General features: G+C 37.0%; 12 protein-coding genes. 6 read left to right on the forward strand and 6 right to left on the reverse strand.

Annotated elements, in window-relative coordinates:
* Positions 1-190 precede the first annotated feature (190 nt).
* Positions 191-1,576 (reverse strand): S41 family peptidase, encoded by a 1,386-nt coding sequence (locus AC3WSO_RS04160; protein ID WP_492528958.1) that lies wholly within the window; start codon positions 1,574-1,576, stop codon positions 191-193.
* A 240-nt stretch (positions 1,577-1,816) separates the two neighbouring features.
* Positions 1,817-3,136, reverse strand: a complete 1,320-nt coding sequence (gene brnQ / locus AC3WSO_RS04165; protein WP_492528960.1) for a branched-chain amino acid transport system II carrier protein — start codon at positions 3,134-3,136, stop codon at positions 1,817-1,819.
* 249 nt (positions 3,137-3,385) lie between these two features.
* Here brnQ and AC3WSO_RS04170 point away from each other — a divergent pair, with 249 nt between their 5' ends.
* Positions 3,386-4,276 (forward strand): C40 family peptidase, encoded by an 891-nt coding sequence (locus tag AC3WSO_RS04170; protein WP_492528962.1) that lies wholly within the window; start codon positions 3,386-3,388, stop codon positions 4,274-4,276.
* Positions 4,277-4,584: 308 nt separating this feature from the next.
* Here the strand turns inward: AC3WSO_RS04170 and AC3WSO_RS04175 are convergent, their stop codons facing one another.
* Both AC3WSO_RS04175 and secA2 read right to left on the reverse strand, forming a co-directional pair.
* Positions 4,585-5,484, reverse strand: a complete 900-nt coding sequence (locus tag AC3WSO_RS04175; RefSeq protein WP_492528964.1) for an accessory Sec system S-layer assembly protein — start codon at positions 5,482-5,484, stop codon at positions 4,585-4,587.
* Positions 5,484-7,847, reverse strand: a complete 2,364-nt coding sequence (gene secA2, locus AC3WSO_RS04180) for an accessory Sec system translocase SecA2 (RefSeq protein ID WP_492528966.1) — start codon at positions 7,845-7,847, stop codon at positions 5,484-5,486. The genes AC3WSO_RS04175 and secA2 overlap by 1 nt, the downstream gene beginning before the upstream one ends.
* A gap of 225 nt (positions 7,848-8,072) precedes the next feature.
* Here secA2 and AC3WSO_RS04185 point away from each other — a divergent pair, with 225 nt between their 5' ends.
* Positions 8,073-9,137: a glycosyltransferase family 4 protein gene (locus AC3WSO_RS04185; protein ID WP_492528968.1), complete on the forward strand. Its 1,065-nt coding sequence runs from the start codon at positions 8,073-8,075 to the stop codon at positions 9,135-9,137.
* A gap of 601 nt (positions 9,138-9,738) precedes the next feature.
* On the opposite strand, the gene AC3WSO_RS04190 is transcribed toward AC3WSO_RS04185, so the two are convergent.
* Entirely contained in the window at positions 9,739-10,794 is a 1,056-nt protein-coding gene (locus tag AC3WSO_RS04190; protein ID WP_492528970.1) for an LCP family protein, read from the reverse strand.
* A gap of 147 nt (positions 10,795-10,941) precedes the next feature.
* On the reverse strand, positions 10,942-11,577 hold the full coding sequence (locus tag AC3WSO_RS04195) for a YigZ family protein (RefSeq protein ID WP_492528972.1): 636 nt from the start codon (positions 11,575-11,577) through the stop codon (positions 10,942-10,944).
* A gap of 167 nt (positions 11,578-11,744) precedes the next feature.
* Here AC3WSO_RS04195 and AC3WSO_RS04200 point away from each other — a divergent pair, with 167 nt between their 5' ends.
* From AC3WSO_RS04200 to AC3WSO_RS04215, 4 genes are all read left to right on the forward strand, one after another.
* Entirely contained in the window at positions 11,745-12,893 is a 1,149-nt protein-coding gene (locus AC3WSO_RS04200; protein ID WP_492528974.1) for a sensor histidine kinase, read from the forward strand.
* Between the two features lie 36 nt (positions 12,894-12,929).
* Positions 12,930-13,604, forward strand: a complete 675-nt coding sequence (locus AC3WSO_RS04205; protein ID WP_079559471.1) for a response regulator — start codon at positions 12,930-12,932, stop codon at positions 13,602-13,604.
* 359 nt (positions 13,605-13,963) lie between these two features.
* Positions 13,964-14,506 carry a nuclear transport factor 2 family protein gene (locus AC3WSO_RS04210; protein WP_492528976.1) on the forward strand — a complete coding sequence of 181 codons (543 nt, stop codon included), beginning with the start codon at positions 13,964-13,966 and terminating at the stop codon, positions 14,504-14,506.
* A gap of 481 nt (positions 14,507-14,987) precedes the next feature.
* The gene (locus AC3WSO_RS04215) at positions 14,988-15,830 is read left to right on the forward strand and encodes a DegV family protein (RefSeq protein ID WP_492528978.1); all 843 of its coding nucleotides are present in this window, start codon (positions 14,988-14,990) and stop codon (positions 15,828-15,830) included.
* Positions 15,831-15,849: the final 19 nt, after the last annotated feature.

A 15,849-nucleotide genomic window follows, 5' to 3' on the forward strand; every position in this document is an offset into this window, starting at 1 on the left:
TACAATCATATTGTGCAATTGTAGATAATTTTGTAGGGTCATTAGAGCGTTTAATACTAACAAATTTACTTGAAAAAAAAACAGCCATGTGAGTTACCGAGCGACTTAGTTCATGTATACTTTTTAAGAGAAGTTAATTATAAATCAAAAAAATTCCTCTCACCACTACTTAAAAGGTGAGAGGGATTTTTTACTTCTTAACTGTAATATGAAGATAAACGCCTTTTTGAAGCTTATTGCCTGTTTCTTTTTGAATAGATGGATGAACAAGGAGCATATACTCTTGCCCACTTTTTAACGGTTTTGATGGGGTAACAAGTAATGAACTACCATCAACTTTTGTAGTAATGGGTACTTGGTTACCGCCTAAAGCGACGAGTTGTACACTACCTTCAGCAATTTGCGAAGAGAGAGTTTGTGAGAACTTCACAGTAAATGTTTTAGAAGTTGATACATTTTTTAAGCTTACAAGCTCTTTATAATTTGTATATTGTGCTTTGATTGCATCATAATGTGCCTGAAAAATAGGGGCAGTCTTTGTTTGGACGTTCGGCTTTACCCCAACCTCATTAATTGTTTTCCCTAATGGACCTGTAAAATTACCAATCGTAAGCTTTAAATAGCTTCCATCCTGCAGTTCAAAAAAGCCTTGCATACAGCCTTTTCCATACGTAGTTTCTCCGTATAAAATAGCAGATTGCTGATCTTGTAATGTTGCTGATAACATTTCAGAGGCGCTAGCACTATAGCGGTTTACTAGAATACGTGTATCAGCTGGGAATTTTTCGTTTTGTTTGACTGCACGTATTTTATAAGAGGCGTGTGCTTCTTCCAGTAAGTAGGCAATTTTCGCATTCGGGAAAAGCCCTGCGATCTCCTCAGCTGTTGATACATAGCCGCCACCATTGTTTTGTAAATCAAGTATAAAAGAGGTTGCACCACGCTGTTTTAATTGAATAAGCGCATCCTTGACAAGCTTTGCACCGTCTTCTGAGAAGGATGACATAGCAATATAGCCAACATCCCCAAATAGTAACGCAGATTCCACATTCGGTAATGTGAATTTTTTTCGTGTAATGGTTGTAGTTGAAGTTTTACCATCTGCATGCTGGAGTTTCACTTCAATTTTAGTATTCTCATCACCAATTAGTAAGGACGAGACTTCTTGGGTAGAGCTTCCTACTACAGATTGTCCGTTAATGGCGATAATAATGTCTCCAGCAACTACACCCGCATTAGATGCACCGCTATCCTCAAACACTTGTAAAATATGAATGCCATCTTCATGTTCTTCAATGATTACACCAATCCCAATTGTTGAAAGATCGATGCTATTTATAAATTCCTCAAATTCCTTTTTCGTAAAATATGTAGAATAAGGGTCTAACATATCAATGATTTCAGGAATTGTTTTAGCTTTTTGCAAATTTCCATGGATGGTTCCCACATAATTTTCCGTAAGAATTTCCTTAATTTCCTTTACAAGCTGTTGTTCACTGCTTGCAGCAGAAGCGTTTGTTAATGGAAAGATGAAAAAGCCGAGAACGAATACAAATGACCACAATACTCTTTTCATAGGACACCTCTTTTCTAATATATAGTATACATGATTTTCCATATAACTGTAATAGGGCTTATCACCAAAGTTGTAGGTGACATTTTTCTCTCTTCGCGCAACGTACGGGATTTCCTACAAAAAAGAATCTGCTAGCTCTTTGCGAAAAAGTAAGGATGCAAGATTCATAGACAGTGGTTGTCTAAAGTCTTATTCGCAAAAAAGCAAGCAGATTCTAGTTATCTTATAGATGAAGATATTTTATTTTTTTGTTAGCTTATGAATAACAAAGCCGATAAGCGCACCGATTATTGCAGGTACAAGCCATGCCAGACTTTGTTCATATAATGGTAAAGTTTTCAAAATGTTCACATAAGGTGTAATAGTAATCTTCATTTCCTTAAAACCATCATTCAGACTAACGAGGAATGTAGGAATTAATGCTAAAATGTAAACGATTTTTCCACCTTTAAAGAAGTTATCGAAAAGTGACAGAACCATTAACACCATCGCTAGCGGATAGATGATTAATAATACAGGTAGTGATGCACTAATAATTGTTTCTAGACCAACGTTTGTAATTGCCGCACTGAATATTGTGAAAATTATTAAAAACGTTTTATACGAAACACTAGGAAATAGTTTGTGGAAAAACTGAGCATTGGCAGTCAATAAACCTACAGCAGTAGATATACACGCTAGTAATATTGTGGCAGATAATATAATAGTCCCGAGTTTACCAAAAAGAACTTCAGCTGACTTCGCTATAATAGTACCACCATTATCAAAAGTGCCTATTGCATTAATACTAGTGTTTCCAATTTGTCCAAGTGCGATATAGACAAACGATAAGCCAATTGCGGCAACAATACCAGCGAAAATTGTCGTTTTGACTTGCTTCTTAGTATCTGACATACCCATGTCGCGTAATGCTTGCAAAATAACGATTCCGAATACTAATGCACTAAGTACATCCATTGTTAAATAGCCTTGAACAAAGCCTTCAGTCAATGGTGACGAAGTGTATTTTCCCATAGCTGTCCCTGGTTCACCCATTGGGGAAATAAAGCTTTTAATAGCTAGTAATAGAATAACACCTAATAGAACAGGCGTTAAAATTTTCCCAACGCGATCAACAAGCTTTGAAGGGTTAATTGCTAAGACTAGTATTAAGGCGAAAAATATAACAGAAGTAATCAAAAGTGGTGCCCAATGATCTGCTGCTCCCTCTGGAAGAAATGGGACAATCCCGATTTCATAGGAAACTGAACCCGTACGCGGCACTGCAAAAAATGGTCCAATCGCTAAATAAACAATTGAGGTAAAAATAATACCAAAGGTAGGGCCAACACGGTTTGCTAGTATTTGTAGATCGCCACCCGCCTTCGCTATCGCAACGATGGCTAATAGAGGTAACCCAACACCTGTTATTAAGAAACCAATCATTGCTGACGTTATATGTTCACCAGCTTGTTGACCTAATAATGGGGGGAAGATAATATTTCCGGCGCCTAAAAACAAGGCAAATAATAGTAAACCTACTGCTAAATTCTCTTTGAAGAAAAGCAAAATGTTTCTCATAAAAATTAAAACTCCTTTAAAATTAAAAAGATTAAACTTTCTAAAAATTTTAAATACAGAAGTGTATATTATCATACGAATACTATTCTTGCAATCAATAATCTCTTATTATTTGTCAGAATATGTCGGATTCATTAAGATTCATAAATTGTTTGAAAAATAGTCAGTTTTTCCGATTTCTGATTACTAAAATATCTAGTATGATAGACACACAAGGAAATATTTTAGCACGAATGGAGGCAAATTGGTATGAAAAAAACAAAAAAATTAAGAATCCTTGCTTTAACTACTATTGCTACTTCTTTTTTAGCATTTCAAAGTGCAGAAGCAGCTACTTATACCGTACAAAAAGGAGATACTTTATCTAAAATCGCTTCAAACCATAAAGTAACAGTACAAGACATAAAAACTTGGAACAATTTAAAGAATGATATGATTTATGTCGCACAAAAGCTTGCAGTTTCAAAACAAACGACTAACGAAACGGTAAAACCTTCAAATCCATCAACATCAACTCCATCAAAACCTACAGCTACTTCCCATACAGTAGTTAAAGGCGATTCCTTATCCAAAATCGCTAAGCAATATAATATCTCAGTAAAGGATATCAAAGACTGGAATGGACTTGCGACAGACACGATCTACATTGGACAAGTGTTAAAATTATCTGCGGGAGCTTCAGTACCTTCAGTACCCGGGAATGAAACAGTACATAATAACGAATCTTCAGGTGCAGGAACATCAAAAGATCCTACTGCAAATGGACAAGCTATTAATAAGAAAACAGTAGAAGTAGCTAATTCATTAGTAGGAACACCATATCTCTACGGAGGCAACACACCTGAGGGTCTAGATTGCAGTGGCCTTATTTACTATGCCTTTAATCAAGGTGGTTTAAAAATTGGCAGACTCAGTAGCGAAGGTTATTTCGGTAATTCAACACAAGTTAATAATCCGGTAGCAGGCGATTTAGTATTCTTCGAAAATACGTATAAACAGGGTATATCTCATATGGGGATTTTTATAGGGAACAATAAATTTATCCATGCAGGGACAGACGGTGTTGAAGTTTCAGACGTTACATATTCTTACTGGTCTACAAGATTAGTAGCTTATAAACGTTTCGACGCAATAAAATAAAGTAAAAGCGATTTTTTGCATATTCAGCAGAAATCGCTTTTTTTATGCGCGGAAGGAAGGTGAATCCTTGCGCGAAAAAGAGTTACTCGCGGAAGGAAAGTGAATCCCCGCGTGAGGAAGACGAATACCCGCTGAAGGGAAGGAATATCCGCGGAAGAAAAGCGAATATCCAGGAGGGAAGCGGATCCCCGCGGAAGAGAGACAAATACCCGCGAAACGAGCGAACGTTCACACGAAGCAAAAATACCTGCACAAGGCAGATCAAAAAAATCCCTTCTTTTTTTAAAAAAAGAAGGGATTTCGATAGTTTATTGTGTTACGCGTGCTGTCCAACGAGATAGGTCGGCGTCTTTTGCATCAACAAGCTCTGCAGGGAAGATAAATGTCCATGGCTTTGTTGAGTTTGGTTGTACAGTTAATATTGGATCCATATTAAATGAACCTTTAGCAATTTGTTTGCCTGTTGCATCAATAATTTCTAATGGTAATTGTTCTAGATTAATCGCTTTATTATGTCCGTTACGAATGAAGATAGACACATTTAAATTACCGTTATCAGCAAGTTTCGCTTGTAGGCCAGTGAAGTTTACTTCTGTTTCACCTAGCTCAGGTAAAGTTTTTACGATTTTCGCAAGCTCCTCTTTTTGTGCTGCAGGAAGTTGCTTTTCCCATGATGGGTCTAATTCTAATTGGTGACCACGAAGGGAAACAAGGTTGAATGCGATTTTCCAACCATCTTCCGGTACTTCATCGACTTTTATTGCTGATTTTTCAAATTCAAATACCCATGGACGAGCACTTTCTGCTGGAATTGTACCAAGTGCTGCAAAGTCGAATTTTTTAGATGCTACAAGCTCGTCGTTTTTATCCATAATGAACAGCTCAATTTCACCTAGCTCAATGGCTTGAGGTAGTGATGAGCGGAAAAACGCACGCACTTGCCATTTTTTAGAACGCATATCTTCTTCAATACTAATAGAAGAAAGTGATAATTGATTTGGCTTTAATGGTTCTAGCTCATTAGCAAGGAAATTAAAAATATACTTTTGCTCCTGTGGAACATCCCAATCTGGATGGAATGAAAGCTTAGTCACGACATCGTGATCATCGCTATTATCCGTAGTAGCAGTTCCTAATAAGTCTTTAGAGTCAATTGTGTTTTCTTGTACAACCTTATCTGATTTTTTAAAGAATGAGAATAAGCCCATTATTGTACCTCCATTTGTGCTTCAATCATTTTCATGAAGCCTGTAATTTCTATAATAATAGAACGACGTAATTCTTGGAAATTCATTCCGAATAATTCAAGTCCTTCACGTTGGTAAATTCGCATCGGATCTTCTTGTTGGTAATGACGCAAGCCGATTCCTTCTTTTAAATGTGACATGTTTTCTAAATGTTTCACCCATCCACTATCTAGGTAACTTAGCATTACTTGTGGAATTATTGCCATTACTTCCTCATTGTTAGAAAACTTTTCCATGCGATCAAGCAACTCTTGTTCAGAAGGCTGAATATCAGCTAAAATTTGTTTTACTTTACCCGCTTCACGGTCAATTGTGACAGGAGTAATGAATAATGAATTGAGAGAGCTCTCCATTTGATCGTAATCCCATTCCACTGAAGGGAGTTCATCTGGAGCGGCTTCGCGAACTGCAAAATCAACCGCTTCGCTTAGCATTTTTTTTAGCTCCCCCATTAAATCTTCACCAGTTAAAATCTTATCTCGAAGACCATAAATAACTGTACGTTGGTCGTTAATAACATCATCTAATTTTAGGTTGTATTCTCGCATACCGTATTGAGAGCCTTCAACAATACGTTGTGTGCGGTTAATAAGTTCTTGCACCTCTTTATTTTGGATAATGCCTTTTTCATCGACAACCATTTTTTCTGAGAATTTTTCAACTTCTTCTTTTGCATAACGTCGGAACATATCATCTTCAATAGAGAGAATGAAGCGACTTTCACCTATGTCACCTTGGCGACCTGAACGACCACGTAGCTGATTATCTACACGGCGGCTTTCATGCTTTTCGGTACCGATGACATATAGTCCTCCAAGTGCATGAACTTCGTCGCCTAACACGATATCTGTACCGCGGCCAGCCATATTGGTAGCTACCGTAATACGACCTTTTTGGCCTGCTTGAGAAATAAGCTCAACTTCTTGTTCTACTGTTTTCGCATTCAGTAATTGGAATGTTAAGCCTTCTTTCTTTAAGGATTCAGCAACTGTTTCAGATTGCAGTATTGACGTTGTCCCAATTAAGACAGGTTGTCCCTTTTCATGACGACGTTTAGCTTCAACTGCTACATACTTATATTTATCTTCTTGTTTGTTGAAGATAATATCAGGCTGATCGACACGTTGACGTGGGCGGTTTGTTGGAATTTGAATAACTTCCATACCGTACACTTCGCGAATTTCTTTTTCCTGTGTTTTCGCCGTACCCGTCATCCCAGAAAGCTTCGGATACATACGGAAATAGTTCTGAATTGTAATCTGTGCCTGTGCTTTATTTTCTTCAGTAATCGTTACGCCTTCTTTTGCTTCAATCGCTTGATGTAAGCCATCAGATAGCGAACGACCTTCTAAAATGCGACCTGTGAACATATCAACAAGTTCGATTTTGTCATCTTTTACGATGTAATCAACATCCCGCTTGAACATGACATGTGCACGAACAGCTTGGATAACGTAATGGTAAAGTGTTTGGTGTTCAAGATCATATAGATTATCAACATTGAAGGCAGCCTCAACCTTTTCAATGCCTTTATCTGTTAAAGAAGTAGCTTTCGTTTCATCATCAAAATCGTAATCTTCTTCTACTTTAAAACGTTTAGCTAGCATAGAGGCAATGCGATGTAGCTCATCATTCGCAGCCATTTTCCCAGCGATAATAAGAGGTGTTTTTGCCTCATCAATAAGTACACTATCGACTTCATCGATAATGGCGAAGTGATAAGGACGCTGTACTTTATCAGCTAAGCTATGAGCCATGTTGTCGCGTAAGTAGTCAAATCCGAACTCAGTACCTACACCATATGTAATATCTGCGTTATAGGCTTCTTTTTTTGCATCCGGCTCCATCATCGGTATATTTAAACCAACTGTTAAGCCTAGGAAACGATGGATTTGACCAACAAGCTCGTAGTCACGCTTAGCTAGATAGTCATTCACTGTAATGACGTGAACACCTTTACCTTCTAATGCGCGTACATAGGAAGGAAGAGAAGCGACAAGCGTTTTACCTTCACCCGTAGGCATTTCTGCAATATTGCCTTCAGTTAAAACAAGACCACCGATAAGCTGTACATCAAAATGACGCATACCTAATACACGTTTTGAGGCTTCGCGTACAACAGCAAATGCGTCCGGGATGATAGATGTAATTGGTTCACCTTGTTCTAAACGATCCTTGAAAGTAAAAGTCATTTCTTTTAATTCTTCATCTGACTTATTAACATAGTTTTCTTCAAGACTATTAATCTGATCTACTATTTTATAGTAGCGTTTTAATTGACGAGCACTTGTTTGCTCATTGTTGCGTTTAAAAATTGAGAACATGAAATTTACGCTCCTTTAAAGTTGTCTAAATGCTAGACACTACATTATTTTATCAAATTTTACGAATGATGACTACATTTGACATGCAGCATTCTTCCAATCTAAAAAAGTGGAATAAATTTTGTGAAATGATGGAAAATAAATAGAAAAAGTATATTTCGGCGCCTGTTCGTGCTATAATCAATTTGGATTTAAATGTAGATTATTTTTTTGAGGAGGAGAGACATGCTCTATGTTTCTTTAATAGCAGCATTCGTTGCTTCAATATTGTTAACTCCACTAGTTAAACGATTAGCGTTCAGAATAGGTGCTGTCGATGCACCGAATTATCGAAAAGTACATGCACGAATTATGCCAAGACTTGGAGGATTGGCGATTTTCCTTGCTTTTTTAATAGCTGTGGCTATATTCCAGCCAATTTTGATATTCAATGAAAATGGTAGTGATTTTTTACTGGCAATTATAATTGGAGCTTGTATTATTGTAGCAACAGGTGTCATAGATGATATGCGTGAAATTTCCGCAAAGGCAAAATTACTTGGCCAGCTTGCTGCGGCACTTATCGTTATTTTTGTAGGCGGCATTCAAATTGAAATGGTTAACCTACCTTTTATAGGTGAATTAAATTTTGGATTACTAAGTATTCCTTTAACAATTATTTGGATTGTAGGTATTACAAATGCCATTAATTTAATCGATGGCTTAGATGGTCTAGCTGCCGGTGTTTCAACAATTGCCCTTATTACTTTAGCTGTCATGGCATTTATAATGAGCAATATGTTCGTTTTGGCAATTGCATCTATTTTAGCGGCGGCAACATTTGGATTTTTATTTTATAATTTCCACCCAGCGAAAATCTTTATGGGGGATACTGGAGCTTTATTCCTTGGCTTTATGATATCAGTACTCGCATTACTTGGATTTAAAAATATAACGGTCGTTACATTAATTATCCCAGTTATTATCCTAGGTGTACCAATTTCTGATACATTCTTTGCGATTGTTCGTCGTGTACGTATGAAGAAAAAATGGTCTGATCCAGATAAATCACACTTACATCACCGTTTACTAGATATGGGCTTTACACATCGTCAAACAGTACTCATTATTTATGGGATTGCCATTATGTTTGGCTTAGCAGCTATCATTTTCTCAATGGCAAAAGTATGGGGTGCGATTTTAATCGTAGCGGTCATTTTAACGGCAATTGAACTTTTGGTTGAAGTTATCGGACTCGCGGGTAAAAACTATAAACCGCTATTGAATTTTGTGCGGATATTTAATAAATAGAACATTAAAGCAATCATCCACTTTTATGGATGATTGCTTTTTTAGGTTCTATAAAATTTGTTGGGGTCATGTCCGGGATTAAAAGATGTAGAAATTATGAAAAAAGAATAAATAGGCGATCAAATCGCATTGCATGTACAATTACCCAAATGTGTCCGGTTTGTAAAAAAGAAACATCAAAAGTTCACGATTACCGTGTCAAAAAAATCAATCATTTAAAATAGATTGAACGTTTAACGATTCTTCTCTATAAACGTCGTCGTTATGTTTGTACTGGTGGAAAGCGTTTCTCTGAAAAATCCTCCTTCCATCCTCGAGGTCGCTTCGATCCCTCGGGTAAAAGTGGTGGAACGTTTGCGTTTGCTTCGGGCTCTCCAGCGTTGTCGGATGTAAACGAGCGCTTTAGCGCTTGCTTCATGTGAGGTTAGTTCGTTGGTAAACAGGGAAATGGACGTGTTTAGGGTACATGAAAGAAGCTTGGTCAATGAGGGAATCGCTCAGGTATCATAGGTCTATTAGTGCTTTCAATCTGTAACTTTCTCGCTATACTATACAAAAAAGCCTTTCCACAAATTTATTTAAAGTGGAAAGGCTTTTATAGTTAGTGTGCGTAATCGTTCTCTGTTGTATCATTGCCTACAGCGTTAGCTTTATCAGTGTTTTTATTCGTTAAACTACTAGACGCTTTATCGGTATCAAGATGGCTCTTAAGCGTTTCAGATATTTCATCAACCGATTTTTGATTTAATTTATAGTAGTAAACACCAGTAGACATATCATCATCACCTTCTAATGTTAAAGAATCAATACGTGGCATCCCTTGTGTTAAATAAGATAGGAATGACTTCATTTCACTAAATGTCATATTTGTCTTCATGTTATCACCAAGTGCTCTAATGACATCATCGTATTTTGTAATGGATTCTACAGAAGAGACTTTATTGATAATTGACGTTAAAATCTCTTGTTGACGCTTACCACGTTCAATATCACTGTCTTGCTTACGTGTTCTTGCGAGTGCAAGTGCCTGACTACCGTTTAAATGCTGTAAACCAGGCTCTAGGTTGATGGCATTGCGATCGAATTCGTCTTTTTCGTGTAATTTATATGGCACTTCGGCTTCGATTCCGCCTAATGCATCAACAACATCAATAAATGCATTAAAGTTCATACGTACATAATAGTCAATCGGCACATCTAATAGTTGTTCTACGGTATCAATTGTTGAAATTGTTCCGCCATAAGCATGTGCATGAGTAATTTTATCCTTATGCTCTACAGAAGGAATGTATACATACGAATCTCGAGGGATACTAAGCATTTTAATCGATTTTGTTTTATTGTTTAATGTTGCTAGAATCAGTGCGTCGGAACGTGAATTCTCAGAGCCTTGCCCGCGATTTTCACTATCATCAACACCGACAAATAGGATTGAAACATTATCGTGTATTGGTTCTACTTTCTCATTACGAAGTGAAGAAATTTCTCGACCTTCTAATTCTTCATGTGCTGAGTCAGCTGCATGTTTTACTTGCTTAGTAATATATACCCCATATGCTGTCGCACATATTAGTAAACTAGCAACAAGAAGAAGGGAAACTTTTATAATAAGGGAAGCTTTAGAAGACCTCTTTTTGCTTTTATTTCTATTTTTCATATTTAATATATTCTCCTCTGGATTTTGGGAATAATAATACTATTAAACTAAATTTTATTCAATCACTGTTGAAATATGTGTAAAGGATAAAATAGCTCAATATTAAAATTATACTATGGATATTTAGTTTTCGACAATTAAAACTATTTATTTCACAACAAATTCAATAAACTGAGTATTCTCAAATGTAATGTTTGCTTGTCCGTTTGTCATTTCTGTTATCCAGTTTCGGAACTGTTCTTCCTCCTCTTTTAACACGGATACAATAATGTCGACGTCTTCCAAATAGCGAATTTCCTCTAAAGTATACGAAGAACCTCGAATTTCATTTTCTACTTTGCCAAGCCATGTGTAATCAACGGTAATTTTCATAAAATGATGAAGCTTGCGTTCGACAACCTGGGCAGCGAGTAAACCTTCTGTTGTCGCTTTTCCGTAAGCACGAATGAGACCGCCCCCGCCAAGCTTAATGCCACCAAAGTAGCGTGTGACGACAACGACCGTATCTTTTAATCCTTGTTTTTTTAGGACTTCTAACATTGGGACGCCAGCAGTGCCACTAGGTTCCCCATCATCATTTGCTTTTTGAATATGATCATGCTCACCAATCATATAGGCGGAACAATTGTGTGTCGCATTATGATGCATTTTTTTTATGCGTTCAATAAAAGAAATTGCATCCTCTTCCGTTTCTGCGCGTTCTATATAAGTAAGAAAGCGAGATTTAGAAATAACAATTTCGCTTTCTCCGTATCCTTTTACTGTTAAATAGTTTTCTCTCATCCGTACCAATCTCCTTTTAGGTAGAGTTCTATTTGAGTTCTATTCTATAATTTTCATAAAGAAAAAGCATTAAATTTTAACAGTGTGGTGATATAATAGGTGTAGACTATGTAATTGGTCTATTGAAATGGTAAGTAATCATAAGACATTAGACTGGGGAGTATACTATGTTTTCAAATGATACCTTCGATTTAAAGTCGCTTGATGACATATTTAATCGAATGTTAGAAACAATCATGAGCTCAAAGGACGATATCTTTATTATAAGTGAGCAAAGCCGTAGAAGCTTCGAAGATATGCAAAGAGAGCTAGAAATTGTTCGAAAACAAGTTTCAATTGTTATTGATGAAGGCGATGCTTTAGAAAAAAGCACACAGCTTGCCAAGCAAAGACTTGTGTTAGTAAGTAAAGCTTTTGATAATTATACCGAAGAACAAGTTAGAGAAGCCTATGAAACTGCACAAGATTTTCAAGTGAAGCTCTCCGTTATTAGAACACAAGAAAAGCAACTGCGTGATAAACGAGATGATTTGGAGAGAAGGTTAAGAGCATTACTCGATACGATTGAACGTGCAGACCATATTGTCAATCAAGTAAATGTCGTTTTGAATTACTTAACTTCAGATTTAAAAAATGTTGGTTTAGCACTTGAACAAGCAAAAATGAAACAAGATTTTGGTATACGTATCATTGCGGCACAGGAAGAGGAGCGCAAACGTCTATCTAGGGAAATCCATGATGGACCTGCTCAGATGCTCGCAAATGTACTAATGCGCACTGATTTAATAGACAGAACGTATCGTGAAAAGGGCATTGAATATGCATTGGCAGAAATTGTTGATTTAAAGAAAACGGTGCGTGATGCATTATCAGAGGTGCGGCGTATCATCTATGATTTAAGACCAATGGCACTTGATGATTTGGGAATTGTTCCGACATTAAAAAAGTATTTATCAACAGTGACTGAATATAATCCGGGTGTGAAGGTTCATTTCCAATCAAGAAGCACCGAAAAGCGTATACCATCAAATTATGAAGTATCTATTTTCCGCTTAGTGCAGGAATGTGTAACGAATTCCATGAAACACGGAAAATGTAAGGATATTTGGGTCAAGCTTGAGTGGTTGAAAGATGCTGTAAATATCGTTGTAAAGGACGATGGCATAGGTTTCGATTCCCAGAAAGTTAAAGACCATTCCTTTGGGATTTTAGGTATGAAAGAACGAATTGAAATTTTGGATGGGACAATCTCAATTACAAGTGAGATAAATCGAGGTACGACGGTTTTATTTAAAATTCCGTTAGAAGTAGAGTAAAACGATTGTTTGAGGAAATTTAGGGGGTAAAGACAAATGACGAAGATTATTATTGTAGACGATCACCAGCTATTCCGCGAAGGAGTAAAGCGTATTTTAGATTTTGAAGATACGTTTGATGTAGTAGCAGAAGGTGATGATGGGACGGATGTAGTTTCTTTATATGCTGAAAATCAACCTGATGTTGTACTAATGGATATTAATATGCCGGGGAAAAATGGCGTAGAGGCAACAGCAGATTTAATTAATGAGTATCCAGATGCAAAGGTTATTATGCTTTCTATCCATGATGATGAAACATACGTAACACACGCACTAAAATCTGGATCACTAGGCTATATGCTGAAAGAAATGGATGCGGACGAAATTGTTGAAGCTATTAAAGTAGTTGCCAATGGTGGATCTTATTTACATCCAAAAGTAACTAAAAATTTAGTAGCGGAATTCCGTCGTCTTTCTGAGCATGAAAATAAAGGTAACTTCCATCAAACAGAAATTCGTCGCCCATTCCATTTGTTAACAAAGCGTGAATGTGAAGTATTACAATTATTAACAGATGGACAATCAAACCGTACAATTGGTGAGACGCTATTCATTTCTGAAAAAACAGTTAAAAACCACGTTTCAAGCATTTTACAAAAAATGAATGTAAACGACCGTACACAAGCTGTTGTTACAGCCATCAAAAATGGCTGGGTTGAAGTACGCTAATAGCATATATAACTTCTTTAAGAAGAACTGAAAGAAATTAAAGCCTCCGGCGGATGTCACGGAATCGGAAAGGAGTTCATTTTGTTATCACAAGCCGATTCCGGACGCAATTATGCCGAGGCATAATTGATAGCTGTTTTTAAAGGCTACTATATTATTTAGTAGTTTTTAAAGCAGTTTTTTTTATAGGAAAGAATTGTCGAAAAATGTAACAATTTATACATAGAGATTGCTTAAATCGTGCAACATTTTATAAGTGTGGGCGTCATAAGGAAGATGTAGCACCCAAATGTTGAAAATACACAACAAAATTCCTACAACGGGATTTATATGCTACAATATGCGCGGGAGGTTTTTTGATGTTAAAGAAAAGTTTTCTAGCAGTTCTAACTTTATTAATGTTAACTGCCTGTGGTAATAAAAAAGATGAAATGAATGCAGAAGAACAACAAAAAATCATTGATGATGGGATCGTCGGATTTGAAATGAATGGTGGGCAAATAACGAAGGCAGAAAATGTCCCTGCTGATGAAGGAAAAGCAATCTTACTAGCCTTTAATGAATATATTGAAGCTTTTAATTCAAAAGAAATTGATCGTTATATGCAAACACTCTCGAAGGATCCAAAAGGTTTCGACTATGATGAAGAAAAAGAATTCACGACAGAAGTATTTAAAGAATCAGACGTTAAACGAGATGCTAAAGATACGACAATCATAAAATATAACAAAAATGAAGCACAGGTCCATTCCAATTTAACATTGCATTTAGTACAAACTAAAACAAATGTGAAGCATGAAAGTGCAGGACAACAAGTTACAGTATTCGTCAAAGAAGATGGAGACTGGAAGGTCACTAGCGTCTTTTATATGGACGACACGAAATCAAGTACTGGCAAATAAAAATGAGGATCTCTTCATTCAGGCTCATCACTAAAAGTTGAGGTTGGGCGATTTCCTGGGCATTAGCGTCAAAGACAAGCCCCTAGAGCGAGCGCGGTAGTGACGATGGTAAAAGTTTCACGCCTAACTGCTAATTGGACTTGCTTTATTGAACGGAAATCAATCTCACTTTATGGTGATGAGCCTATATTCATTCAAAGAAGGATTAATAGGGTGAAATTAACCTCGTTTATGAGGAAATCTTTACATATGAAATGAATGCTAAGTTAAAGCCTCCGGATGCAATTATGCCGAAGTATAATTGATCGATTTAGCAGGTGTCTAGAATGATGAAAGAGTGAAGCTACTTCCTCTTATTCGACGTTTAGACAAGATTACGTTAAGTCGAAATCCAATTCACGTTCATTTCTTTTTATCTTCTCAACAATTGCGCCGAGGAGCAATTGATTGTAAACTAGTTAGAATAGGAGAGTGGACATGGATGAGGACAGCAATCGTAACAGATAGTACTGCATATATTTCGGCTGAGGAACGAGCACGCTTAAACATTCATATGATTCCGTTAAGTGTAAATATCTCAGGTCAACTTTTTGAAGAAGAAGTAGATATCACGGCATCTGAATTTTATGATAAAGTACGTGGGGCAAAAGAATTCCCAAAAACAACCCAACCTCCAATTGGAGAGTTTGTCGCTCTCTTTGAAGAGCTGGCAAAAGAGTATGATGAGGTAATATCTATTCATTTATCCAGTGGTATCAGTGGTACATATCAAGGTGCCATTCAAGCAGGCGAGATGGTGGAAGGTATTGAAGTATCCGCTTTTGATAGTGAAATATCCTGTGCGGTGCAGGGTTTTTACGTTCTACGAGCAGCTGAATTGGCGGCTCAGGGCTTTTCTGCCAAAGAGATTCACGCTTTATTGGAGGACATGAAGCAATCAGTTCGTGCTTACTTCATTGTAGATGACTTAGCGCACTTACAACGTGGGGGACGTCTGTCTGCAGCAGCGGCATTAATCGGTGGCTTATTACAAGTAAAACCGATCCTGCATTTTGCGGACAAGGTCATTGTACCTTTTGAAAAAATTCGTACACGTAAAAAAGCATTAAAGCGTGCGGAGGAGCTACTAGCTGAAGATGCTAAAAAGTATGAAGCAATGGACGCTGTGGTAATCCACGGTAATTGCCTGGCTGAAGCAGAAGAATGGCTAGCACAACTAGCAGCAACCTACCCGAACGTTAGCTTTAAAATGAGCTATTTCGGTCCCGTCATTGGCACACACTTAGGTGAAGGCTCAATGGGTCTAGGTTGGACAAAAAAATAATAGTAAGTGAGACAGTCTC

The sequence above is a fragment of the Lysinibacillus sp. EB106-09-02-XG168 genome (assembly GCF_058791475.1).